The organism is Leptospira brenneri (assembly GCF_002812125.1).
GTDB classification, from domain to species: domain Bacteria; phylum Spirochaetota; class Leptospiria; order Leptospirales; family Leptospiraceae; genus Leptospira_A; species Leptospira_A brenneri.
The window spans coordinates 1-24,283 of the sequence record NZ_NPDQ01000010.1 but is presented as its reverse complement, the minus strand read 5'-3'; the positions used below and the strand labels follow the sequence as shown (position 1 = coordinate 24,283).

Here is a 24,283-nt window from a genome sequence, read left to right as displayed (position 1 = left end):
ATTTGCCGGTGTTTCGGCAATTCTTCGGACTGGTTTGTCTCTTCGTTTCATTGTTATTCCTTACAACCGAAACTTCGGCACAAGACTTTAAGACCCAACATTTCCCTGAGGAAGGATATCTCCAGGCCTGGAACTTTACGTTTCGTAATGAAAAATACAATCTCTTTGCGACCTTTCTTGTTAGCAATTTTGGCCCAGGATCACATAACAACGGTATATCGTTACTTTTAAAATCCAAAGACCAACCAGTATTCTATTCTACTCGAGAATTCGATTCCGATGAATATGAATTTAAAAAAGGCCAGTTCTACCAAAGGAGTGGGGAGAACTGGATGGAATATAAAAACGGAATTTATTCCTTTTATATGAATTATGGAGATTGGGAAATTAAATTAGATTATAAACCAAAGAAAGGATCTGTTCCTATATCCAAAGGGAAATTCCCACTAAAAGAAGAAGGAAAATTTGTCCAGGCTGACATCCCTTTTTCTTATTCTCAAGTAACAGGAACCATTCGTTATAAAGAAATCACAGAAGAAATCAAAGGTGTCGGTGGACTCGAACATATCCTTTCCAACGAACCAGTTTACCAGTTCTCTAAAAAATGGGAATTAGTTAGATCCATTACCAAAGATGGTCATCGAATTTTTACTGGTGGGTTTATTGGCAATGCAGATTTCCCCGGTGGGTTTTACCGTCGAGTTGCGGTGTTGGATCCAACAGGCAATTTGGTTTTAGAAGGAACAATAGAACGAACAGAAATTTTAGACTGGGAAAAAGAACCTACTTCTGGTTATACGATCCCAAAAACAGAAACTTTCTACTTTAACGAAGGGAAATGTTCACTTCTCGTCAAACGAACCAAACCCATTGCGACCATGAGCGCGTTAGAAAACATTTCTTCTTTTTTAAGATTTTTTATCCAATTATTTTTTGCAAAACCCTACCAAATCCACTGGTATGCAGACTTAAAAATGAATTGTCCCATTTGGTCTGGTGAGGCAAAGGGTTATCATTCTAATTATTTAATCAACGAATGAATCTTAGAATTGGTTCAGAATTGATGCATCTTAAACGAAGAGGCAAACGATGGGCATTCTAAAGGATAAACTTTTGCCCTTCGTGAGCAATGTGAATCTGCATTCCACCAGGTTTTTGTAACCTTGCTTCATCTAAAATGATTCGTGCTACTTCGTGATCAGTGTGATCTGGTTCATGATGTGTGAGGACAACGGAACGAATTTCCATCATCTCCGCAAACTCAACAGCTTTACTCACGGCCGTATGACCCCAACCTAATTTTTTTTCCGCCTCAGCAGTGCTATACTGTGCATCGATGATGATGAGATCTGCTCCTGCGATCTGTGGTTTCATTTTGAGCAGGTGTTCCCGGTCTTCTTCTCTGTATTCTACATCGGTACAGAAAAGGAAAATTTTATTCCCTTCGCGAATTCGATAACCCGTACAAGAACCAGGGTGACGAAGGCCAAAAGGAATAATTTTTAAGCCACCTAACATATAGGATTCAAACTCTTTCCAAAGGTGAAAATGTTTTTTGGAAGCCATTTGTTGTAGAGTAACGGGAAAGTTTTCTGGATGTTGTTGGCGAACAAGGCGCTGTTCTAAGTTTTCTATACATGAGTAAAAGTGAATATTACAAGAAGGTGAATAACCAGGTTTAAAAAAAGGCCAACCCTGGATATGATCCCAATGTGTATGGGAGACCAAGATATGAATGTCCATCTCTTCGCCACTAAAAGCTTGTGGAGCCAATTGGTTTCCGAGAACCCGAAGTCCCGTTCCCATATCTAAAATGACTTTTTCGCCCCCGTCCCCTTCAATAAACACACAAGTGGTATTTCCCCCTAGATCTTGAGAAAGGGGGATGGGTAGATGATTTAAAAATTCCTCTTCGGAGAATCCCTCTGGGTCCTTCCTCCACTCTTCTTTGGCCATTTGGAGAATTTTGAGAGTTTTCTCTCTTTGTTCCATTTTAGAAATAGGCGTAGGGAGAGAACCGCGAACACCAAAAAGAGTTATTTTCATCTATTTCCTTTTTAAAATCCTGACATTACATCATCGGAAGGAATGCATTTGTTAGTTAGCCAAGAAATCCAAGAAAAACTTTGGAAGTTTACTACCAAAACTTCTTATCAATCCGACTATCTCCTGCAACCTAAAGAGCGGGGAAAAAAAATCGACCTAAAAAAATCTTTCCCGGAAGAGATCCAAAACTTTGTTTTAGAACTTGGATCGGGATGGGGAGAAGTTGCCATCGAATTGGCAGGTCGCGACCGCCAAACAGGTTATTTGTTGATGGAAAAGAAGGTAAATCGAATCATCCATACCGAAAAACAACGAAAAACGCTAGGTTTGGATAATATCCGCTATATGACTGTCAACTTTCAGTGGTTCTTTGATGAATTGCTTGAGAAAGAAATTTTTGATAAAATCATCATCAACTTTCCCGATCCTTGGCCCAAAAAAAAACATCGTAAAAACAGACTCATGCAAGGTGAAATGCTCGAACAAATTTATGACCTATTGAAACCAGGGGGCCAGTTGTTATTTGCAACCGACTACGGTCCTTATGCGAGGCGCACCATTTCTTTGTTTAGAAAATTTCCAAAATTTATTTGGGATGAAAAAGAATACGAGTTTGAAAGACCTGGTTTCCCTGTTTCCTTTTTCGAAACCGAAAAAAGAAACGAAGGAAGGCGGATTTACTACCTAAACCGAACAAAATCTAAATAATCTAAATTAGAACTAGGTTTTCTAATTTAGATTCGATTCTCTATAAAAACAGATCCTATATTTTTTTAATCTACGGTTACCGTACTGATCCGAAGGCCATCACGATCCCCCTTCCAAGGAACAGAGGTTTTATCACCACCTTTGATTAGTAGTAATTCCTTAGACCTCCCTTCCACCACAAGCCCATCCAAAGGATAATAAAAATCTCCCTGGATCGCGTAGGAGTCTTTCCACTTAGAACCACCTTTCCAAAGATAGGCGGTGTTTTCAGTATTGATGAGTAAAGACTCAGGGTTTTTAACAACAGATCGAATTAGGTCCGTATTCCCCAAGGAACTTAGTTTTGCTTTTTCTGTTCCTTGATAGATTTGATTTCCAAGTTGCACTAAACAAGTATCTTCTAAACAACCAAGGATCTGCGCAGACTCTTTCGCATCCTTCTTAACCACAGGAGCGGATAGTTTCTTTTCTTTTTCGGAATCAGTTCCAATGGCAAACACTTGGATTTGGAATTCTTTCTTTAAATCACGAAGGACAAATAATTTCCCTTCGGAAGTGTGAGAAAAACTTAAAAAATCATTTCCATTCCATTCTTCTTCAATTTCCAAATTAGGATTTGTTCTGACAATTTTTCTCTCAGATCCTTTTTCCTTTTCTAAAAGAAGTAAAAATCCATTTCCATCCACAGAGGAACCTTGTTTCACTTTCCAACCAACAAGAACTTGTTTTTTGAAACTCATCTTTCCTGATTCTGGATAAATCTTAGTCGCAGTATCATTGGTGATCCCCACCAACTCCTTACCAGCAACTAATAATTGGTATGGGGTTGAAGTGTATTGTTTCCAAACCAGTTCTTTAGTGATCCGGTCATATCCAACAAGAGCGGTTCCATAATTCACAATGATTCTGTTTGGATAAACAATCGGTGTAGAAACTGGAGTTCCAGAAAGGTTTAGGTCGGTCACATGAAGTGGTTCATCATCCAAAGCATCAGAAGGAAGTAATCTTGCGTATTTGGTTTCTCCATATTCACGTAAGATTTTTTCTTTTACTTGGTTTCGTTTTGTTTTGACCTTATCCGATGGAGACTGTTTTTGTTTAGCATCCAAAATTCTAAATTGAGCAAAGAGTGCCTCCGCAGAAGGTTCCTCTTTCAAAACTCGATCAACGATCTTCTCCGCTTCTTCTAATTTATTTTCTTTAAAGTAAATATAAGCCAATTGGATCTCACCATCCATAAAATCAGGATCCGATTTACGAATGGATTCTAAAATGGATTTTGCCTCGTTTGTAAGATCCTCGTTGAAGTAAGCGATCGCTAAATTATAAGAAGATAATCCAAATTCCGAATCTTTTGCCCTCGCCTTTTCAAACTCACGTTTTGCCCCATCCATCTGGCCTAGTTTGTAAAAAGCCAAACCCTTCGCAACGTTACTCGGAGCAAAATTAGGATTTACCAAAATAGAACGGTCAAATTCTACAATGGCAGCATCATAGTTCTTACGTTTCATGGTTACAAGACCTAACATATAGTAGGCGTAATAAGAATCTGGTTTTTCTTTTAAGATATCATTAAATCCATCTTCAGCGCGTTTTAGTTCCCCTTTTTTATAGTAAAAAGAGTAAATCCCTTCCTTGAAGGAAATGGCATTTTCTTTATTTGTACGAACTGCATTTTCTAAAATGGAAAGACCTTTTTCTTCCTCACCTTTTTCGATATAACACTCAGCAATTTTGACAAGAAGAGAAGCTTTGGGAACTCTATCATATGCCTTTTGGTAAGGAGTGACTGCTTCAATGTATTTTTTACGATTGAATAAAGAATTTCCTTCTTTTACAAAAGGTAGAATCTCCGCAAAACGAGAGTTTTCCGCCACTGTCTTTTCTGTTTCAATCACTTCAGGAATGTCTTTTGTATACTTTTTGGATTTTTGAATGAACTCGTTAGCACGGACGTAATTTTCTTTTGAGTTTTCTTCCACCGCACGTTTGTAATACAAACTTCCCAATCGGTAATCTACCGCATCATTGTTTGGGAATTTTTTCTTAAGTCCCAAATAGATCGCTTCTGCTTCATCCCACTTACTAGCATCTTCTGCAATACGACCTAATGTGATCGCACTAAAAGGATCAGTCGCAGAAAGGATTTCTAATTTTTTGATGTATTCTTTTTCTTTTTTGGACTCACCAGTCTTGGCATAAACTCGTGCTAAACCTTGTAAGGCCCCCGGATTTGTAGAATCCATTCGGTAGGCTTCTAAGTAAGAAGATTCAGACTTTTTATATTCACCAAATGCAAAGAAAGCTCGACCAAAAGCATTTTGTGCTGCTGGGTTCTCGGGATTCACTCCCATTGCTTTCCCGTATTCATCAAAGGCTTGTTTCCGTTTTCCTTGACGAAGGAAGGTATCACCATCTGCGATAAACTTCTGTGATTCAGCTAAAACTTTTGCCTTACGGATATCTTCTTTTTTAGCTTTTGGGTGCGACTCTGCTTTTTTCAAAACATCCAATGCTTCATCAAAACGGCCAGAATCAATGAGTACATAGGCAAGGTTGAGTTTAGGTTCAAAAAAATTTGGATCCCAATTAGATGCATCTTGGAAACTCAGAGTTGCCTTTTTGGTTTCCCCCCATTTCCACTCACATATCCCTTGTTTGTTGCGAATTTCAGCATTTTTGGGAATTTTTCCGCCGGCTTGTTTAGAAGTTTTTAAACAATCAGAATAATTATGAGTTTGGATGTACACATTACAAAGACCAATATAACCACTTGGGTTTGTATCAGCCAAAGAAATTGATTTTTTAAAGCTTTCTTCGCTCTCTTTGAGTTTGCCATTTAGTAATTGTGCATTTCCCAAAAATGACCACACAGCACCATTTTGCGGTTGTAAGTCGGTAGCTTTTCTAAATTCGGAAGTTGCTTCAATATAATTCTTTTTTGCTAAGAAGTCATTTCCCCGTTGGATGAGAGAGGCAATTTTTGTAGAAAGTTTTGCATCTTTGGCAGTTTTTAATTCGGGATTGAGTTTTTCCGCTCTGGCAAAATAAGCTTCTGCTTCCTCATATCTTTTGAGTTCCAAACAGATATCGCCCAACTGATTCAAAAGTTCAACGGGATAAGGAAATTCAGGTTTTGATTCTAATGATTTTAAAACCACTAAACTCTCTTGGTAACGGCCCAAGTTTTTTAAAAGAATTCCCGTTTTATAAGTATAAATTGTTTCTTCTGGTTTTAATTGGCTAAGAGTTTGGTAAGTGGAAAGTGCTTCTTCATTTTCTCCCAAAGTGGACTGAACCGTTCCAAGCCCGATGAGAAGTTTTTCATTTTTGGGTTCTAAATTTTTACCTTTTTCATAGGCAAGTTTAGCATTCTCATAATCACCTAACTGGTAATAAGAAGAACCAAGAAGTGAATAACCATCAATGAGTTCAAAAGTTTGGATGGAAGTTTTAGCTTTCTCTAAAGCTGCATCCATATTTCCCTTTTGGAATTCATTACTTCCTTCCGCGACAAGGGCCCGCGCTTCCTCGATTTTTTGGCGGTCAGAAAGATCTGATTTTTCCACTACAGGGTCCTTGACCGTCACAGGTTTGAAGTCTCGGGACTGACAACCAACGAAAAGAACAAAGGTAAAAATTAAAAAACTAAATTGTCTCATTTTTGGAGCCTTTCCTCAAACTTAACCATGTCAGGATATCGTATTTTTACACCACGAAGGGGTGTGCCCGTAGTTGGAGCGTTATGCGGAGTTAAGACTCCTAAATTCCAAAAAGTTTCAAAATTCCAAGGAAGTTCTTCTACTGTTTTATTTCCAAGAGACAATCGAACGAGTTTCTTTTCGATATCTGTCGAAAGTTTTACAGTCCTTCCCTTTAATTCATCCTCTCTATCCCAACGATAAGAAGAACGAACCGGAGCTTCTTTTTCTTCAGAAGAAAATTTTACGATATGGAAGTCTGTTTTATCTACATAAACTAAAATTGTATTTTGATTGTGATCAGTAAAAGTCAAACCAACCGCTCCATTCAAATCCTTCACAAGATCTAACACAAGTTCGGCTTCCAAATAATCAGGAATTAAATCTTCCGAATACACTCCATACCAACCGGCAGGAAGGTCTTTGTTTTTGGCAAAGGTAAGTTTGCCAGGAAAGGTAGCGGAAAAATTTGGAGAAGCTGATGTTAGATTCCAAAATTCTTCTGACTCCCAACCCACTCCATCTTCAAGGGAGATGGGTAAAGCGATGGAAGTAATTTGTTTGGGTCTAATTTTAATTCCAGCTTTTGCATATTCAAAGTTAGAATCGTTTTTAGTACGAATGAATTGGATCGGATAACTTCCGTAAGGAACTCCCGATTCAGCATATTGTGTTTTTCCTTTTTTTTGCCCATCCACTACGATATCTAATCCAGGAGGAAAACTAGAAATGACAATGGTTCCTTGGGAAATATCGTCGCTCCATTCTTGGAACACACGAGTGGTTTTCCCTGCACGAATGAGGATATTTCGTTTTACAGGATCTTTACCAGGTTTTGCAAAAGAAAGTGTATGTTTCCCGTTGATGAGTTGGTAAGATAACAAAGGAGCTTTGCCTACTTCCACTCCGTCCAAATAAATGGCCGTCCCAGGTGAGGTAGAAAATACAGAAACATTTCCTCGTAAGGAAGAAGTAAAATAATTACGAAGTTCATCATCCGATGGGGAAGAAACTTCTGCAAAGTAAGACGAAACCGATCCCGTCAAAGGTTGGAGTTGTCTTTTCCCATGAAAAATATCAAAGGATTTTGAAGATTTACGAACAGGATCTTTTTCTTCTTGGTAAACAAAGATCGCCTTTCCATAGTTCTGCGACAGTACGGGATCTTTATATTGCACTTCCACAGAGTATCTGTCTGCACTCTGAACAAGACTAAGTTCGAGTATCAAGTCTAAGTCGGAACTTTCAGCAAATTTTGGATCTGGAACTTTGGGGGCTTTTTTGTATAACCCAAGTTTGTTGTGTGGGAAGAGGATTTTTTCTTCGAGTAATAATAAATCAGATTTAGAAAACTCCTCTGGAACTTGTTTCCAGAGGAGGGAAAAATGAGGAGTGGATTTATTTACCAGTCGTTCTTTGTAATCTCTACCCGAAGGAAGGGGTTCCGATTCACCCGGCAGAGGGGTGATGAACTTAGGTTTTGTAAAACTTCGATTCAGTGTTTCGATCTTTGTGACCGAAGAACAATAACCGACTAAAAAACAAAGGACCGGTAAATAAACATATCTCATTTCGTCTTATCAAAACTCTCTTTGGGAGCTAATTTTAGGGATTCTTTCTGAACGTCTTTTTTAATATATTTTGAATCTTCAATGGACTTAGCAGTTTTAATCACTTCGTCTGATTTTGATTTGGTGATCTCGCGAGTTTTCGCCGCTTTTTCCAATTCTTCTACAGAAGATCCAATGTTTAGTTTTTGAAGTTCTTCGTTGTTGGTTCGAAGTTCGTTCGCAAGAGATTCAAACTGTAACATTTTAGTGTTTTCAAAAGCCAACATCTCTTTCATTTCAGATAAAGATTGTTTGTCCATTGGTTTGATCATTTTATCAGAAAGTTTAGTATCATTTCCGACTTCAGCTGTTTTCTGTTTGTCGACAACGATTTCATTTTCTGAGTTTGCTTTGCGAATCGCAACAGCTCCATCAAGAACTGTATACTTCACAACACAGTTTCCAGAACCACAAGCTACGTTCCCAGATTTTGAAGAAGGGTTTTCTACATTGGTAAGAAAAATGGTTCCGCGCACACCCGCAATGGAAGTGGGAGTCACTACGCTGAAAGATTCTGTTTTTCTTTCCTTACGTAAAACTGTAACAAGTTTTCCGTATTGCATGTTCACTTCTGTTTCGCGTGAACCATCGTTTGCTGCAAATGCTTGGCTTACGCTGAGTGAAGTATTTTTGTTTAACTTGAGAACTCCGTCTTCTCCAACAAGGATTTCCACAGAACCATTCTCGCCAGTTACGATGGTATCTTTGGAAGTTAAAACATCACCCAGGTTTGGTTTTACTTGTCCACTCTCGCGGATCACAACCACATCACCTTTTACGAAGGCAACAACGACGTTACTTTCTTGTGCCGCTTTATCTGTAACATTAGTTACAGATTCCTTAGAATCTTTTTGGCAAGCAGCGAAAAATATGGCAAAAACTGCCACAAATCCCAATGCCGACAACCGATTGATCATTGTACGTTTCATATTCCTTCCTCCGGAAATAACATTCTAAGAATAGATAACAACTGAGTGCTTGGCAACTCTTTTCCCTAATACCTTTTTGTGACAGCTTTTGTCCAATGGTCCCTTCTTGTGACACGATACGGGTTTTCTAGGCTCTCAATCATGGATTCTAAGCTTTTTTTTCTGGTTTCATCCATGGATTCGTTCATGTGTTTTCGCATTGGACATTCAGAACCCAGTTCACAGCAATAAATTTCCTTACAAGTTTCTTTAATCTTTCGTAATTCAGGAAAACTCTCCCAAAGTTCAACAGGTGTCAGGTGTAGAATGCCCCATTCTTTGACTCCTGGGGAATCAATGAGAACCGTATTTTCTTCCAGAAACAGGGCGAAAGAATTGGTGGTGGTATGTTTTCCTTTTTTGGTGGATCCACTGACAAGGTTTGTCCTTTGTACTGTTTTTTGATGAAGGTGGTTCATGAGAGTGGACTTTCCCACTCCCGAATTTCCACAAAGAAAGGTTCTTTTTCCACGAATCCGTTCCCAGAGTGGTTGGATGGACTCTTCCGAAAGAAGAGAAACACTTAAGACTTCGTAACCTAACTCCCGATAATAAACTTCTCTTTCTTCGATTTCTTCTGGAGAGACAAGATCTTTTTTGGTGAAAATGATAAGAGGAGGAATTTCTGTTTGGTAGGATGCAGCAAGGAGCCTATCAATAAACCCTGGTTTGGTTTCTGGATCTTTGCAGGAAGCAAGGATAGCCACTTGGTCCAAATTAGCACATAACACGTGACTGTCGCCACGGTCACTCTTCCTTGTGAGATAATTTTTTCTTTCTTGGCGTTCTGAAATGACCCACTCTTCTCCGGAAGATTTTTCGGCGAGAACCAAGTCTCCCACGACAAAGGGGTGGCGTTCGTTCGAATTCTTTAAACGTAACTTTCCTTTTAGGACAGCCAGGGCATAGGTAGTTCCTTCTGAATAAATTTCGTAATAAGCTCCGAAGATACGAGCGATTGTAAATAGTTCTTTACCCAAGTGGAATCGTACCAAAATAATCTAGTTCTTACATTCTATACAGATGACATGCAAACACAAGTTTTCTTTCCTTTTGGAATCATAATCCTTTCTGCTTTTGGCTGGTTGTTTTTTGCTTATACCTTAGGCAATACCGACTCCACAAAAAACTTATCATTGTTTGCGTACTTTTTAGGAGCCTTCACCCTTTCTCTTTTGTATTTTTTGCGAAGAACACCAAAATCCAAACCATTGGAGAAACCAAAAAAACGAGATGAACTGGTCCAAAACCTATTTGCCTTAGAAAAATTCAAAGAAGAGCTGATTTCCTTCAACGACCCAGACCAAATTAGCGAAACCATCAGCCAATTCCTTGCTTCCAAAATCCCCGCTGAATTTGTACAAGTGTATACTTGGGATGAAAAAGAAGGACAATTTCGCCCAAGACCATTTTTAGAATCACTGGACCAAAAATTTTCCGATTTGCCTTCCATTCCAGTATTCAATCCATTTCTACTTTGGTTATCTGAACGGGAAGGAATCCATATCAAAGAAAACTTCATTCATTTTGCCTCTACCCATCACGAAAAAATAGCCAAACAGGCATTAGATTTTTTTACAGAAACAAAATCTGAATTAGTGGCAACACTTTCCATCAAATCAAGCCTTGTTGGATTTATTTTACTTGGAAAACACAAAGAGGAAAAAGTTTATGATATCGAAGAAATCGAAATCATTTTAGAGATCCTTGCTGTTTCTCTCATGTCTCTATCCAATTCGATGATTTACCAACAGTTGTTAAACTTAACAGAAACATTGGAAGCAAAGGTAAGAGAACGAACGAAAGAATTAGAAGAAACCCAAGCTCATTTAGTACAATCAGAAAAGATGGCTTCTCTTGGGGTGATGGTTGCAGGAATTGCACATGAAATCAATACTCCGGCCGCTGTTATCAACGGTGCTGCCGACAACTTAGATGCTAATTTAGTTTATGTATTATCTCATTTGGGTGATATCACTTATCTCATCCAAAACCCAGACTTTCGTTCTATATATTTGGACATTCTTTTCAGTTTTGTAAAAGAAGATCCTGCGGCAAAAATTGATCCTAAAGATAAATTCAAACTTAAAAAAGAAACTAAACATAAGTTCATCCAAGACGGGATTCCGGAAAACGATGCTACTGACCTCGCTACCTTTATCATTGATCATCATCTTTTGCATATGCAAGAGGAACTCATCCGAATTTGGAAAGTTGGTGGGAAAGAAAGTTTTGAGATGTTAAAGAACACCTTAAGCCTCCAAAGAAATATCAAAAACATTAAATATGCGATTCGTAATATCGTACGGATTGTCAAAGCACTTAAATACTATTCTCACTTGGGCCAAGCATCTTACGCTGAGGCGGATTTACATGAAGGTTTAGAAAACACACTTGTGATTATGCAAAACCAAATCAAACATGGAGTGGAAATTGAAAGGGTTTATGGAACGATTCCTCTCGTTAGGTGCAATATCGATGAACTAAACCAAGTTTGGACAAACCTCATCACCAATGCCATCCATGCGATGAAAAAAATCGAACATCCAAAACTTGTCATTTCCTCAAGAAGGATTGGGGAAGATTATGTAATGATTAGTTTTGAAGATAATGGTTCAGGAATTCCTTCCGAGATCAAAGACAAAATCTGGGATCCGTTTTTCACAACCAAAGACCAAGGAGAAGGTACGGGACTCGGCCTTGGGATCGTAAAAGGTATCATTGAAAAACACAAAGGTAGGATTGAAGTGGAATCCTCCCCAGGAAAAACCAGGTTTCTGGTTTATTTACCGTTAGTTGGTCCTGGAGATGTTCCCAGTCTCCCGAAAGAAATCTTCCGAGAGATTCGAGGTTAAGAGAAAAGAGGATTCCCCGGTTTACGAAGTAATTTTTCCCAACTTTCTTTGGTTTCTTCAAATTTTTTCTGAAGGGCCCCCACTTCTTTTTCATTAGATGATTGTTTGGCCTGTTTCCAAGTTTGGAAGTCTTGAAGTGCAGTTTCCCTTAAATTTGTGAGTTGTTCTTCCCAATGGCGAAGTTTTGATTCTCCTAGGTTTGCAAATTGATTCAAAGTTTCTTTTTCTTTTAGATACATTGTTTTTTGGAGAATTTTTTCTTCGGATACTTTTTTTAAATTATAAGTAAGACCGAGGTAGGACAATCCTTTGATCATCCATTTAGATGGATCATAATCAAACCAACGGATTCCATTTCGATAGTCTGCTTGAAATTCGTGATGAAAGTTGTGAAACCCTTCACCGAACGTAAAAAAGGCGATGATCCAGTTATCTCTTGCGGTTTGTTCTTTGGAAAAAGTTCTTTCTCCCCAAACATGACAAGCACTGTTGATAAAAAAAGTAAATTGGTGAACTACAAAAAGTCGCAGGAAACCCGCAACCAACATCCCCTCTAAAAAAGATCCCCACAACATAGTGATGAACCCAGGCAGAAAAAAACACATAAAGATCGAAATGGAATAAAAATGTTTATGTTGCCACAATACTAACGGGTCATTCACCAAATCTTGAACCCCATTTTGGACATAGGTTCTTTTACGAAACAACCAACCTATATGGGCAAACCAAAATCCCTTTTTGATCGAATAAGGATCTTTGTCCGTATCCACAAATCTATGGTGGATGCGGTGGTCTTCACTCCATTCTAAAGCCGTTGACTGAAAGGCTGCTGCCCCAAAAAGAAGTAACAAAAGTTTGATGGGAGATTTTGCTTCATAGGCTTTGTGTGAAAAAAGTCTATGATATCCTACGGTGATCCCCATTCCCGTTGCGAAAAAATAAAACACAAATAAGGCCCAAGTGCCTATATGGATGGTATCATAAAGATAAAGGTAGAGAGTTCCAAAGATTCCTACCAAAGGAGAAGTGAGTAAAAATATCGTAGTCACCCAATCCATCGGGGCTTTGGTTTTGGTTTCAGCTTGTGTTGTCATAGAGAATTCCTGTTTCGCGCTGTGAGAGTCCCAAACAAGGAAGTCGGTTGCAAAAAAAATAAAATTTCCGTCGAAACTTTTACTCACCCAGGCCAGATCCTTGGTGATTTTTAGGATTTTGGAGAGGGACTGGATTTACGATTTTTTAGCCGTGCCCACTGGAAAGAGTAAGACAGAAATTTTGAAGAACAAAAAAAACTCCAAATATAGAGAAAGAGCCACTTTTTTTCCTGAACCCAAGCCACCAGTTTAAGGATCAGAAAAATTGATTCTTCAAAACTTAAAATGGGGCTCTGTTATATGAATTTTTTTTTATAAAATAAATCCTTTATAATTTTTCGTACCAATTCAAAATAGAATCAGCTACCGTTTCCCAACCTTTTTCTCCACAGATAAAATGACTTTTACCTTCAAATATCTGAATATCCACTTTACTGTTTTTGTCTGAATACTTTGATGCGATCGCTTTTGTAAGGTTTGGTGGGAAGATATGGTCACTGCCACCGCCGATAAAAAGGATTGGTTGGTGAGGTTTTTTGAAATTGATGTTTGCAAAGGAATTTAATACCAATTGGCGACTTACTTTGTAACTTTCCGGTACAGCGTATTTCTCAAAGGCAATTTCTTTTTCCGATTCGGTGATCGTATTAAAAAATGCATAGTTGTACCATTTTTTACTGCCCATAAAAAACTTTTGAAACGAAAAAAATCCGAATGCTGAAATAACCGTTTTTAATGTTTGGAAAGGTGGGAAAACATTCTTCGGTGGAGCACCGTCAATACTGACACCAGCCGCTGCTTTTCCTAATTCCACAAGTTTCAAAACTGCCATACCTGCCATGGAATGTCCAATTAATAGTGGTTTTTCGGGTAAGGTATCAATAAGATTTGATATGTGATTCACAACATCGATAAACCCTGTTTTCGTTAAGTTTGGATGAACATTCTTTCTTAATTCAGATGGTATCCCATCGTGACCTGGGTTCGCAGGTGCGTAAACCTTATAACCCTTTTGTTCATAATACTTTTTCCATTCTGCCCACGTAAGGTCGTTCACAAAATTTCCGTGTATGAGTATAATTGTTTTAGACATTGTAACCTTCTTTTTGACTAAAAAGTGATCATATAGTTTTTTCAGTCAAAATTCTTTTTTATTTTCCGTAAGATTGTTATTTATTCTTATGAAATTATCAATACATTCAACTAACATTAATTTATGTTAGTTTACGAAAGCAGTATAATCCGAATCAAATCTCAACTTTATAGGATTTTAAAAAAGTAGCAAAACGTTTGAAAATCAAACAGTTCGCACGGTAACACAGTATAATTGTGACCAAAACATACCATCCTAACTTTGATTATTGATTCTTTCGATTGATTGGACTTCTACCCGATAAAGACAAACTAACAAACGTAGATGACTAGACAGAATTTGTCCTTTCTTTCCAAAAATTAACAAAAGAAGAAAGAAAATGGCGATCACCCGCTTTGCCCTTTGTTCCTCTTTCGATGGGTCCCAAAATAGAGAAGAGTTGGAAGCGTTTTGGGAAATCACAGAGATTTTTCCTTCCTCACTTCTCCACTGGGTTCGGCATTTGACAAAAACCATCCAGAAAGGAGAACTTTAAGAATCTCTACTTTGGATGGAAAAAATCCTTCCCGAAGAATCCGTTCACGAAAAGACTAGAATTAATCTAAATACTAAGGAGACAATCATGGCCCAAGTAACTCTCAAAGGAAATCCCGTTCCCCTAGAAGGAAACCTTCCCAAACCAGGGGACAAAGCTCCTGATTTTCGAGTCGCAAAGCAAGACTTAGGTGATCTTACACTCAAAGACCTATCAGGAAAGGTAAAAATTCTAGTTGCTGTTCCTAGCTTAGATACAGCAGTTTGTGCCCTCGAAACTAAAAAGTTTAACGAAAAGGCAGCCAAAGAAAATGGAATCACCACACTCATTATCTCAGGTGACCTTCCTTTCGCTATGAAACGATTTTGTGCTACCGAAGGAATCGATTCCGAAAACTTAATCACAGGATCTCAGTTTAAAGATTTTTCTTTTTCAAAAAATTATGGAACTCATATCGCGACAGGCCCTCTTGCTGGACTTTCCGCACGTGCTGTTTTTGTTGTCGATAAAGATGATATCGTTCGTTATACAGAACTTGTACCAGAAATTGGAAGTGAACCCAATTACGATACAGTTCTTGCTGAAGCTAAGAAACTTGTTTAGATAATTCATGGATTTGGCAAGGGAGATGAAGTTCTTTTGCCAAATCTTTGATTTTAGAAACCAAACCTTGATCAAAACTAAAAATCACTAACTTCCAATCTTCTTCAGCACTTGCGATGCATTGTAAAGTATAAGCTAATGCTGAGTTAAGTCTCGCCACATCCATGTGCCGAAACGGTTCATCCAAAAGTAAGTACGGCAAATTAAATTGTTTTCCAATCCGAAAGGCATATTCCAAACGAAGAACATAGGAAATCTGTTCTTTGGTTCCTGTGGATAAATTTTCGAAACGATAACTGTCATTAGATGTATCAGTTTTGATTTGGATTTCATCAGAAAACCCGTTCCAATGGATTTGTTTTGTGGGAAGATTTCCTTTTAATGCATCCATTCTAATTTGTAAGGATTTAACGAGAGAGGACATTTTGTCCGTACTTTCATCCTGCATCTCTGAAAATATCTCAGAAAGAACTTCCAAACTTTGAAAGTTTCTATCCAAATCATTTTTCCATTTTTCTTTGAGTTCTAAATTACGTTTACTGAGTTCCCATTCCTTTTGAGCAGGAACCATTTGCGATTCTAGAACCGCTTTCCCCGTATCCAATTTTTTTTCTAACTCCACAATCTTTCTTTCTAAATCACGGATTGTATCAGAAAGAACTTGGAGTTTATTTTCTAATCTTTGTTTGGTGGCCCTATCTTCAGAAGAAAAGTTTTTGGAAATTCCCTTTTTTTCTAAGTCACCAACCTTTTCTTTCAGTTTGAGTTTGAGTTCTCTCAAATCACCAGTTCCCCACTTTTTTGATTCAAGTGTTAAAGACTGGGTAAGAGTTTGTAACTTTTCTTGTTTGACTCGGATCTGAACGTATAACTCGGAAAGTTCTGATAATGATTGAACACCAGCCTCACGCCAGATGTTTGCTAATTCCTTTTCCTTTTCCAAAAGAATTTCATTTATCTTTTTTTCTTCTGTTTGAAGTTTAACGATTTCTTCTTCAAGATTGGAAAAACTAGAATTCTGTCCTTCTAATTCTAGTTTTTGTTTCGTGTATTCCCTTTCAAATCTTTGGAAGGTAAACGTTAACGATTCCATAGTCAAAGATTCTGGTTTCCACTCTCCCAAAGTTTTAGTTTCCATCTCGGTTGCAATGCGACGAATGATTTCATTCCACTTGAATTCATCCTTTTCTAGTTTGATTTCTCTTGCTCGAAAAAGAAAAAAGAAAAATGCTCCCAAAAAAAGTATTGGGAAAAGATAAACCCAAAGATCAAGTCCTGAAAATATAGAACCAATCAGCGAAAAAACACAAATGACAGCCGATCCTCCCGCCAAACTTCTATTCAACGGATTCCAAATTGTTTTTTGAATGACGGGTGATTCTTCCTGGAATTTTCGAACCATTTGTTTCCAAGTTTCAAAAAAATCAAAATAGGATTCTAACTTTTTAGATTTTTGTTCCGTTTGTTTTTTTTGAGTAAGGGAAGATTCTAGTTTGGTTTCTAAACTCAGTGTTCTCTCTTTAGACAACGAACGTTTTTGCTCTAATGATTTGATTTCCTCATCCAACTGTTTTGATTTTTTATCCCAACCAGATTTTAAAATTTTTTCTTCTGGTTTGGATTCGGATTCCAAAGTTTCCCATTGTAGTAGTTGGCTGTAAACACGATCTGCTTCATTATGTTGTTCACTTTCTTTGAATTCGAGAAGTTCCGTTTGTAATTTAGTTTGTTCCGAATGAGACCCTGACAACTCAAGTTTTAATTTCTGGCGTTCTGTTTCCCAAATCGGTAAATCAACAAATCCAGATGAGATTCTATTTAAAGCCAATTCCGATGCATCAAACTTTTGTTTGGCTAAATTCAATTCGGCCAAAGCAGAATTCCAGTCTTTTGCTGACTTTCTAGTTCCTGTCTTTGCAGAAAGTTGTTCCACTTGTTCAATCAGTTTTTCAGGATTGTATCCACTATCGAATATCGTTTGTTCGATGGTGCTCACCAACTCTTTTTCTGATCCTACATCCATATTTCCTTCACGAATCACGAGTGAGTTCAAAAATAAATTAGGGGAAAGAGTGAGTTTCGGAATTCCTAAATCAGAATTTCTTTCTGCTTTGTATCTAAGATTGAGCAAAGTTCCAAACTTTGTACTTCCAGCGACTTTCACTAACGCAGATACAAAGGCATCCAAAATGGTTGTTTTTCCCGATTCATTCGGGCCTGTAAACACAGTGACTTTTTCTATCGAAAATTCTTTTTGGGAAAAGATACCGAAGTTTTCTATTTTTAAATTCATCGGCTTTTTTTTCCTTCTAAAATCAATCGAATCCCTGTGACTCTTGTATGTTTCCAAAGGATGGGATCCATTTGTTCTTTTCTTTCATTCATTTTATCCAAAAACTGTTTCACAAATTCATTTTCCGATAGATGTTGGATGACAGTGATTTGCGATTCATCGGGATCAAATTCTAAAATTCTAAATTTTGATTTCCAATCTCGAAGGACTTCTTCTTGGAATTTTTGTTTCTCTACCATGGAGTCAACGTACCCAAGAAATCGAAACACAATCCAATCCTCTGGACTTGTGCCACTCAAATAAGTTTCGATCTTTTCTTCTGGTTTTCCTTCTGTATCTAAAGAAACTAAAATTTCCCGGTATTCACCAGCTGACTTCCAATAAACGGATTCTGTCCGAAGATTCGATCCATCTACATGGATCAAAATTCCACCTCTCGGTCCAGATTCACCCTTTCTCCAAACACGAGAGGACCCCGCATAACTAACATTACAATTTCCAAGATTCCCCATCCGAGCCCGGTGTAGATGCCCTATGGCAAGATAATCTAGTCCCAAATTTTGAATCAGATGAGGATCTAAATACGATCCGCCCTCTTCTTCTTCCTCACTAAGACCTGTAAAACTCATCCCAGAAACAGTCCCATGAGCAAGTCCAATCCTTAGTTTGGTTTGTTTGTTTGGTGGTGGAGAAAGTAATAATTCGGAATAATTTTCTTGGTGAGGGATGGACAAAAATTCAATCCCATCATCTTCAAATAAAAAATAAGGAGTTTGGTCCAAAACTTTTACCTTTGTCGACCAATCGTAGTCCGCATAACGATTATGATTTCCTTTTTTTTCTAGAATCTCATGGTTACCCGGTAGAAAATAAATGATTCCTGAATATGTAGATACTTCCTTTAAAAAATCGGAACGAAGTGATTCTAAATCAGGAAAGGTATTAAAAAGATCTCCGCAAAATAGAATACGAGCGCATTTTGTAGATTCTGCTGTCTGCAAGATTTCTCTGAGTACGGAAAGGGAATAAGCCCTTTCCTCAGGGGAATTTTTGGAAAGGTGGAGGTCAGATACTTGTAATAACTTCATACTTTATGTTTAAGGGAGAGTTTACCTCCCCCCTGGGACAAAATAAAGAAATTACGAAAAAAAAGCAAGGGAGCCTTAAATCACCCGGTCTTTTTTAAACTCCGCAATTTTATCCTTTTGGAACCCCAAACCAGTCAAAATCTCCTCTGTATGTTCCCCATGTTCTGGAGGGTCATTTCGATATACAAAAGGTGTTTCTGAAAAATGAAAAGGAGAACCAAACTGAAGGATCGGTCCATATTTTGGATGGTTTCTTTCTAAGACCATTCCTCGGTCTTTCATATGTGGATCTTCGGATACTTCTTTCATATTGAGAATGGGAGAAAGACAAGCATCTGTATTATCAAAAATAGGTTGTAAATCTGAATATGTTTTGGATTTAAAATAATCAGTTAACTTTTGTTTAATGATAGGAATGTTCTCTTCATTCATTGGATGGTCTTTGGTAAGGTTTTCCATTCCGGCCGCTCTTAAAAAAGTTTGGAAGAACATATCTTCTAAAGCGCCAAGTGCCACATATCGTCCTTCTTTTGTTTCATACACATTATAATTGGGCAATTTACCAGATAAAATATCGTTCCCTGCTTCTGGAGATTTTTCTGAAGCAGATAAAATTCCACCGTATAACGAAAGAAATTGGAGAGATGCATCCGTCATCGAAATATCAATTCGTTGTCCTTTGCCTGTTTTTTCTCTATAATAAAGAGCAGCAAGGATAGCAGACAATGCAGTCAGTGTTCCTCCTCCCACATCCGCCATTTGAAAACCAGCGGGTCTCGGAGGATTTCCTGTTTGGTCAAGAACTCCAGAGATCGCCAAGTAGTTCAAATCGTGTCCTGCAAAGTCTACGTATTTTCCCGAGATACCGTAGCCAGAAATTCCACAGTAAATCAAACGTGGAAATTTTTCTTTTAAGACATCATAACCAATCCCCATCTTATCCATTCCATCAGGGCGAAATCCTTCGAGTAAAATGTCTGCATCTTCTAAAAGTTTAAAAAGAATTTCTTTGGCTTGTTCTCGTTTTAAATTCAGTGTAATCGCTTTTTTATTCCGATTCAACATCATATACAAAGCAGGATATCCAGTTTTGCCTTTAAACATAGCGCGAGAACCATCATAAGCTCTTGGATTTTCAATTTTGATCACTTCAGCTCCCATATCCGCTAAATGTTGCGAACATAAGGGGCCAGGGAGGAGTAAGGATAGATCCACTACTTTCACACCGGCCAGTGGTCCTGGGGAAGTTTGGTTTTGATTTTGGTTCATTTGGTTTATTGCATTTTCCTGGAAATTTTTTTCTGATTTAGGGGATTTTTCTCGTAATATATACAGGGAGAACCCTAAATGGGAGCCATACGAGGACAAAAGGGAATCATGTTCAGAGTCTGTATTTCCAGCATTTTCCTCGTGTTTTCCACTCTCACTGTATCTTGCCAATCCATAACACCGCTTAATTTACAGATGTTATTCGGTTCTTTTTTTGCATCAACAACCGGACAAGGTTCTGTCATCTATGATGCACCGAATTTTTTATTTACGAGTGAAAATGGAAGACAAGCAGAATTCACAATTCGTTTGAACATAGAGCCGAACAGTTCAGTAAGAATTGGCCCAGTTACAGTCAGTGACCCCACAGAGGGTGTACTGTTATCAGCAACCTTTCTCGAATTTACAGAAGACAATTGGGATGTTCCACAAATCGTTCGTTTGGCGGGAGTCGATGATTTAATCGCCGATGGAAATCAAAATTATAAAGTACAATTGGGTAGTACTTTTACTTCTGACATTCGATTTTCCTCTATGGCACTTCCTGTTCTACTCGTAGTCAATACAGATGATGAATCCTCTGGAGTTGCCGCAAGCCCGACCTTTGGACTCATCACATCCGAAACGGGAGAAACAGGAACTATTGCCTATGTATTACAAACAAGACCCATGCAAGATGTCATCATTCGAAATTTTGTTTCCAACGATACAACAGAAGCAACGGTCGCCGCAGTAGAGTTGATATTCACACCTAACAATTGGAATGTGCCGCAAACAGTTACCGTAACTGGTGTGGATGATTTTAGTGTAGACGAAAGCACTTTTCAAATATCAGCAGACCCCACCGTTTCCAATGACCCTGCTTATATGGGAAAACCAGTTCCTGTCATTACTGGTACAAATGTGGATGATGACGTGGCAGGATTCACTGTAGTCAATTTATCAGGACTTACAACCACGGAAGCAGGCGGTGCCGTAACTTTTGCTGTAGTGATGAATACTTTACCAACAAGTTCGGTTACCATTCCTTCCATTGTGGCAAGTCCAAGTTCAGAAGGTACAGCCTCACCATCCTCACTTACCTTTGCACCAGGAGAATGGTTCACTCCCAAAATTGTTACTGTAACTGGTGTAGATGATTTTATTGCAGACGGACCGAAAACTGTGTCTATCGTAACCGGTACCGCTACCTCCGCTGATACAGATTACAATGGTTTGGCGGGTCCTGTCTTTCCATCGGTGACAAATACTGACGATGATGTACCTGGATTTATCCTCACTTCACCTGGTAGTTTGACGATCTCAGAAAATGGAGGAAATCTTTCCTTTGCCATCCATCTTTCCTCACAACCACCTCCAGGATTTACCGTAACCCTTACTGGAATTTCAGAAAACAATACCATCACCAATGTTAATACCACAAACTTAGTTTTTACGAATGCGAATTGGAATGTAGATCAATATGTTAATATCACAACAAACAATAATGCAATTGACGAAGATACAAGGACTGTCACTTTACAATTTGGAACCGTAGATACAGGTGGATCTGCAGATCCAGTTTATAACTCAGTTTCACCACCGGCATCGGTTACTATTTTTGTAACAGATGATGATACTGCTGGTTTTACTGTGACTCCTGTTGGTGGACTCGTAGTTCATGAAAATGGAACTCCTTCCACAGAAACATTTACCGTAGTTCTCAATTCACAACCAACAAATTCAGTAAGTATTCCCAGCATCACATCCAGTAATACTTCTGAAATCACCGTTTCACCTTCTTCATTGAGTTTTACATCGGGAAATTGGAACACACCACAAACAGTAACCATCACCTCTGTGTTAGATGGAGTGGATGACGGAGATCAAAACGTAAACATCTCCTTTGGGAATTCCGTTTCAACCGATCCGAAATACAGCTCCATATCCATACCGGCAGTCACTGCCATCAATACAGATAGTAATGAGCCGTTGGTTCGCATCCAAAATCTTTCCGCATCCTCTATGGTAGAAAATGGAACTTCCACCATCACATTTGAAATTAGGCTTTCTTTAAAACCAAATTCCAATGTCACCATTGGGCCGATTACTTCTTCCGACGGAACAGAGGCTGTCTTACTCAATAGTTCTTCCGGTGTTGCCGCATCCAGGACTCTCACCTTTACTCCCACAAACGGACAGGTCGCAAATTATTCAGGAAACACAAGTGATAGTGGCTGGAATGTGGCCCAAGTAGTCACGATCCGTTCTGTTTCAGATTCTTTTGATGATGGGAACATTCCCGTCACCATCCACATTCCGCAAGCAAACGGATCATATTTTACGGGACTCTACCCAACGGGAGCTGTGCCTGGCTACACTGACACTAACGGCAATTTGGTGATTACCATTAACGATAATGATACAGCCGGTTTTACGATCTCTACTACAACATTAAATCTCACAGAAGGAGGAAGTAATGGGACTTTTACCGTTCGTTTGGATTCAGCTCCTTGTGACACTCCGGCAAATTTAGCAGCTTGTGCCTCTGGATCTGTGACCATCCCGATCTCAGGAGAAACCTTTAATTTACCAGACACAGTACAATACACTTTTTCCCCTGCAAGTTTGACCTTTACTCATACGAATTTTTCTACAACACAAACAGTGACTATCGTTGTAACAAATGATTCTATCAATGAAATTAACACAAGAACTCACATACTGACGTTAGGTGCTATCACTGGATCAGGAACAGATTACGAAGGAATGAATCCTTCCGACGTCACCATCAATATTACGGACGATGACAATCCATCTCCGAGTATTTTATTCACTTTGGATGCAGGCCAACCATATTTCACCACAGAGTCAGGGCAATCGGCAATGTATAGCCTACGTCTCGGAAGTCGACCCATTCCAGGAAACCAAGTCACTGTGACAGTGGCAAGTTCCGACGCTACAGAAGGAATGATCAACGATGGAGGAACACCAGTTAGCTCTAAACAATATATCTTCGATGAGAATAATTGGAGTACTTCTGTTCCCGTAGAAATCCAAGGTGTTTCCGATGCCTTAAGTGATGGGAACGTAAGTTATTCTGTGACAGTCAATGGAACAGAAACAGGTTCTATGCCATCCTGGTATGTTAGTTTTGTCGGAAGTACGGGAACTACCGCTACACTAGTGAACTATAGTACATCCGAAAATCCTGTAACCGTAATCACTCCAACCAATATGACTAGGGCAGAAAACGGAGCAGCATTTCCGATCTATGTGCTCCTCAGTCAGGCTCCAACAGATGATGTCACCGTTCCCATTTCGGTAACAACGACCTTCCCTTGCCAATTGATTGTTAGTCCGGTTGTACCACAATTTTCTTTATCAACAAATTCCCTTACCATCACTAACGCTAATTGGAATACGATTGGGGCACATAACACAATCACTGTGACTCCTAATGATGATGCAGTGGATGATGGAAATGTATCTTGCCCTATTGTTGTTGGTGTTCTTTCTTCTACAGACGGTTTTTATAATGGAGTCAATCCTTTTCCGTCTTCAAACTACCCTATGCTCACTTTAAATGATAATGATAGCGCAGGAATTACAACTTCAGGGTTCACTCCCGCTACAGTCATCACTTCCCAGTCAGGTGCATCCTCGGAATTTTATATCCATTTGGATTCACAACCAACAACGGACATCACGATAAACTTTAGCACAACTCCAGGAGGTCTTGTCAGTTTCCCAACAGCTCCTCTCACATTTACCCCAAGTAATTTTGGATCTGGACAACTTGTCACAGTAACCGGACTTGATACGGCCGCCCTGGGTGATGTCAGTTATACCATTGCATCGGTGGTGTCCTCTGGAGAAACAGGCACTGGATTTAGTCCCTCTGCTATCTACAGTGCCCTCACTCCTCTTTCCATTTCAGGCAATCATATCAATTATATTTATGATATCGTCCCTTGCACCGACCCAAACCCGATGAATGCTTGTGGAACATCGGCAAATAGTTCTGGTGGGCTTGTCCTATCACCTAACTTAATCACAACGGAGATTGGTGGACAATCTCGATTCCAAGTTCGTTTACGTGCAAGGCCAAATTCCAATGTCACAATTCCCGTCTCTAGTTCAAATGTGGCAGAAGGAACCACTTCCGTTTCTAACTTAGTTTTTACTTCTAGTAATTGGAATAATTACCAAAATGTTGTCATCACAGGGATTGATGACTTTCTTACTGATGGGAATATAGCTTATTCAATTTTATTTGGCTCACTCAGCGGTGGAGGGACCGGATTCAATGGTGAGTCCTTACCAAATGTTTCTGTCACCAATCAAGATAATGATTAATTTAGATTGGTAGGTTCAAGAATTTAACGCACAAGAGTCCGTATTTCATCTTCAGGTGTATTCCAATTCAAGGTTTTTCTAG

The 24,283-nt window shown here is 38.7% G+C and carries 16 protein-coding genes; 6 read left to right on the top strand and 10 right to left on the bottom strand.

Annotated elements, in window-relative coordinates:
• Positions 1-8: 8 nt before the first annotated feature.
• The gene (locus CH361_RS17570; RefSeq protein WP_100792185.1) at positions 9-1,040 is read left to right on the top strand and encodes a hypothetical protein; all 1,032 of its coding nucleotides are present in this window, start codon (positions 9-11) and stop codon (positions 1,038-1,040) included.
• Positions 1,041-1,098: 58 nt separating this feature from the next.
• Here the strand turns inward: CH361_RS17570 and CH361_RS17565 are convergent, their stop codons facing one another.
• Positions 1,099-2,046 (bottom strand): MBL fold metallo-hydrolase, encoded by a 948-nt coding sequence (locus CH361_RS17565; RefSeq protein ID WP_100792129.1) that lies wholly within the window; start codon positions 2,044-2,046, stop codon positions 1,099-1,101.
• A 48-nt stretch (positions 2,047-2,094) separates the two neighbouring features.
• On the opposite strand from CH361_RS17565, the gene trmB reads away from it, so the two are divergent.
• Positions 2,095-2,754 (top strand): tRNA (guanine(46)-N(7))-methyltransferase TrmB, encoded by a 660-nt coding sequence (trmB, locus tag CH361_RS17560; RefSeq protein ID WP_100792184.1) that lies wholly within the window; start codon positions 2,095-2,097, stop codon positions 2,752-2,754.
• A 65-nt stretch (positions 2,755-2,819) separates the two neighbouring features.
• On the opposite strand, the gene CH361_RS17555 is transcribed toward trmB, so the two are convergent.
• The 4 genes from CH361_RS17555 to rsgA all read right to left on the bottom strand — a co-directional run bounded on the left by CH361_RS17555 (position 2,820) and on the right by rsgA (position 10,013).
• Positions 2,820-6,416 (bottom strand): tetratricopeptide repeat protein, encoded by a 3,597-nt coding sequence (locus CH361_RS17555; protein WP_100792128.1) that lies wholly within the window; start codon positions 6,414-6,416, stop codon positions 2,820-2,822.
• Positions 6,413-8,026: an LIC10124 family lipoprotein gene (locus tag CH361_RS17550; protein ID WP_100792127.1), complete on the bottom strand. Its 1,614-nt coding sequence runs from the start codon at positions 8,024-8,026 to the stop codon at positions 6,413-6,415. Before CH361_RS17550 ends, CH361_RS17555 begins: the two co-directional genes overlap by 4 nt.
• Complete coding sequence (locus tag CH361_RS17545) at positions 8,023-8,994, bottom strand: FecR family protein (RefSeq protein ID WP_100792126.1); 972 nt, start codon at positions 8,992-8,994, stop codon at positions 8,023-8,025. Before CH361_RS17545 ends, CH361_RS17550 begins: the two co-directional genes overlap by 4 nt.
• 65 nt (positions 8,995-9,059) lie before the next feature.
• On the bottom strand, positions 9,060-10,013 hold the full coding sequence (gene rsgA / locus CH361_RS17540) for a ribosome small subunit-dependent GTPase A (protein WP_100792125.1): 954 nt from the start codon (positions 10,011-10,013) through the stop codon (positions 9,060-9,062).
• A 48-nt stretch (positions 10,014-10,061) separates the two neighbouring features.
• On the opposite strand from rsgA, the gene CH361_RS17535 reads away from it, so the two are divergent.
• Entirely contained in the window at positions 10,062-11,888 is a 1,827-nt protein-coding gene (locus CH361_RS17535) for a sensor histidine kinase (RefSeq protein WP_100792124.1), read from the top strand.
• Here the strand turns inward: CH361_RS17535 and CH361_RS17530 are convergent.
• Together CH361_RS17530 and CH361_RS17525 are read right to left on the bottom strand one after the other, a co-directional pair.
• The gene (locus CH361_RS17530; protein WP_100792183.1) at positions 11,885-12,982 is read right to left on the bottom strand and encodes an acyl-CoA desaturase; all 1,098 of its coding nucleotides are present in this window, start codon (positions 12,980-12,982) and stop codon (positions 11,885-11,887) included. The genes CH361_RS17535 and CH361_RS17530 overlap by 4 nt on opposite strands.
• Before the next feature lie 328 nt (positions 12,983-13,310).
• On the bottom strand, positions 13,311-14,075 hold the full coding sequence (locus tag CH361_RS17525; RefSeq protein WP_100792123.1) for an alpha/beta hydrolase: 765 nt from the start codon (positions 14,073-14,075) through the stop codon (positions 13,311-13,313).
• Positions 14,076-14,454: 379 nt separating this feature from the next.
• Here CH361_RS17525 and CH361_RS19735 point away from each other — a divergent pair, with 379 nt between their 5' ends.
• Together CH361_RS19735 and tpx are read left to right on the top strand one after the other, a co-directional pair.
• Positions 14,455-14,610 carry a hypothetical protein gene (locus CH361_RS19735; protein WP_165782281.1) on the top strand — a complete coding sequence of 52 codons (156 nt, stop codon included), beginning with the start codon at positions 14,455-14,457 and terminating at the stop codon, positions 14,608-14,610.
• A gap of 87 nt (positions 14,611-14,697) precedes the next feature.
• Positions 14,698-15,213, top strand: coding sequence for a thiol peroxidase (gene tpx, locus CH361_RS17515; RefSeq protein WP_100792182.1), 516 nt, complete (start codon positions 14,698-14,700; stop codon positions 15,211-15,213).
• On the opposite strand, the gene CH361_RS17510 is transcribed toward tpx, so the two are convergent.
• The 3 genes from CH361_RS17510 to CH361_RS17500 form a co-directional block, all read right to left on the bottom strand.
• Entirely contained in the window at positions 15,197-17,506 is a 2,310-nt protein-coding gene (locus CH361_RS17510) for an ATP-binding protein (protein WP_100792121.1), read from the bottom strand. The two genes, tpx and CH361_RS17510, sit on opposite strands and share 17 nt — an antisense overlap.
• The gene (locus CH361_RS17505; protein WP_100792120.1) at positions 17,503-18,594 is read right to left on the bottom strand and encodes a metallophosphoesterase family protein; all 1,092 of its coding nucleotides are present in this window, start codon (positions 18,592-18,594) and stop codon (positions 17,503-17,505) included. The genes CH361_RS17510 and CH361_RS17505 overlap by 4 nt, the downstream gene beginning before the upstream one ends.
• Positions 18,595-18,669: 75 nt before the next feature.
• Positions 18,670-19,863 carry a CaiB/BaiF CoA transferase family protein gene (locus tag CH361_RS17500; protein WP_100792119.1) on the bottom strand — a complete coding sequence of 398 codons (1,194 nt, stop codon included), beginning with the start codon at positions 19,861-19,863 and terminating at the stop codon, positions 18,670-18,672.
• 78 nt (positions 19,864-19,941) lie between these two features.
• On the opposite strand from CH361_RS17500, the gene CH361_RS17495 reads away from it, so the two are divergent.
• On the top strand, positions 19,942-24,201 hold the full coding sequence (locus tag CH361_RS17495; protein WP_100792118.1) for a beta strand repeat-containing protein: 4,260 nt from the start codon (positions 19,942-19,944) through the stop codon (positions 24,199-24,201).
• The last annotated feature ends 82 nt before the right edge of the window (positions 24,202-24,283 follow it).

What these genes read in the sequence shown, in the direction of transcription:
- CH361_RS17565 (WP_100792129.1), bottom strand. Translation starts at nt 2,046, where the DNA reads ATGAAAATAACTCTTTTTGGTGTTCGCGGTTCTCTCCCTACGCCTATT.
- CH361_RS17500 (WP_100792119.1), bottom strand. Translation starts at nt 19,863, where the DNA reads ATGAACCAAAATCAAAACCAAACTTCCCCAGGACCACTGGCCGGTGTG.
- CH361_RS17535 (WP_100792124.1), top strand. Translation starts at nt 10,062, where the DNA reads ATGCAAACACAAGTTTTCTTTCCTTTTGGAATCATAATCCTTTCTGCT.
- CH361_RS17495 (WP_100792118.1), top strand. Translation starts at nt 19,942, where the DNA reads ATGGGAGCCATACGAGGACAAAAGGGAATCATGTTCAGAGTCTGTATT.
- CH361_RS17555 (WP_100792128.1), bottom strand. Translation starts at nt 6,416, where the DNA reads ATGAGACAATTTAGTTTTTTAATTTTTACCTTTGTTCTTTTCGTTGGT.
- CH361_RS17545 (WP_100792126.1), bottom strand. Translation starts at nt 8,994, where the DNA reads ATGAAACGTACAATGATCAATCGGTTGTCGGCATTGGGATTTGTGGCA.
- CH361_RS17525 (WP_100792123.1), bottom strand. Translation starts at nt 14,075, where the DNA reads ATGTCTAAAACAATTATACTCATACACGGAAATTTTGTGAACGACCTT.
- CH361_RS17505 (WP_100792120.1), bottom strand. Translation starts at nt 18,594, where the DNA reads ATGAAGTTATTACAAGTATCTGACCTCCACCTTTCCAAAAATTCCCCT.
- CH361_RS17510 (WP_100792121.1), bottom strand. Translation starts at nt 17,506, where the DNA reads ATGAATTTAAAAATAGAAAACTTCGGTATCTTTTCCCAAAAAGAATTT.
- tpx (WP_100792182.1), top strand. Translation starts at nt 14,698, where the DNA reads ATGGCCCAAGTAACTCTCAAAGGAAATCCCGTTCCCCTAGAAGGAAAC.
- CH361_RS17550 (WP_100792127.1), bottom strand. Translation starts at nt 8,026, where the DNA reads ATGAGATATGTTTATTTACCGGTCCTTTGTTTTTTAGTCGGTTATTGT.
- CH361_RS17530 (WP_100792183.1), bottom strand. Translation starts at nt 12,982, where the DNA reads ATGACAACACAAGCTGAAACCAAAACCAAAGCCCCGATGGATTGGGTG.
- CH361_RS19735 (WP_165782281.1), top strand. Translation starts at nt 14,455, where the DNA reads ATGGCGATCACCCGCTTTGCCCTTTGTTCCTCTTTCGATGGGTCCCAA.